The following is a 660-nucleotide window of genomic DNA, read 5'->3' as shown; positions in this document are numbered from 1 at the left end:
GGTCTCGACGGTCATCGGCAGGCGGGTGCCGACCTTGTCCTCGGCGAGCGCGTGGGTGTCGCAGCGGGTGGGGACGGCGTCCAGGACCACGGAGTCGAGGGTCCCGGCGGGCACGGAGCGGTCGAGGGTCCAGGCGTCGGCGGCGTCGGGCGGCTGCAGCAGGATCGTGGCGTCGACGCTGCGGAGCACGAGGGGGGTGCCCCGGACGTCGGCGGTGATGGTGAGGCGCGCCGGCTCGTGCGCGGCGCCTCCGGACGTGTCGATCCGCAGGGCGAGGTCGGCGTCGACGGTGCGGGCGAAGCATCCGGACCGGGCGAGAGCGTCGACGAACGAGAACGGGTCGTCGGCGGGGTACGCGTGCTCGCCGTGGCCGTCGATGGCGAGGACGACCTCGAGCGCAGTGGGCGCCTCCGCGACCGGGCAGGCGGGCTCGGGCACGTCGACGCGGAGGTCGCGCGAGGTCCCGTCGGGGACGCCCGTGCCGCCGGTCCAGGTGAGCGGGACGGCGAGGCGCGGGTCCACGAGGCGGGCCGCGGTGACCTCGATCGGGGCGCCGCTGCCGTTGTGGACCTCGAAGACCATGGTGCCGCCGGCGATGTCGGAGCGGTTCTGCTGGACAGAGACGGTGACCCCGGGAGCCGGGGCGGACGGGGCGGAGGA

Annotated in this window: 1 protein-coding gene; it reads right to left on the bottom strand. The window is 75.9% G+C overall.

The window, feature by feature from the left end:
* A partial coding sequence (locus tag C5C53_RS17265; protein ID WP_104268050.1) for a hypothetical protein occupies positions 1-660 on the bottom strand: 660 nt, incomplete at both ends.

The organism is Rathayibacter sp. AY1E3 (assembly GCF_002932235.1).
GTDB lineage: Bacteria > Actinomycetota > Actinomycetes > Actinomycetales > Microbacteriaceae > Rathayibacter.
This window is presented reverse-complemented; position numbering and strand designations above follow the sequence as displayed.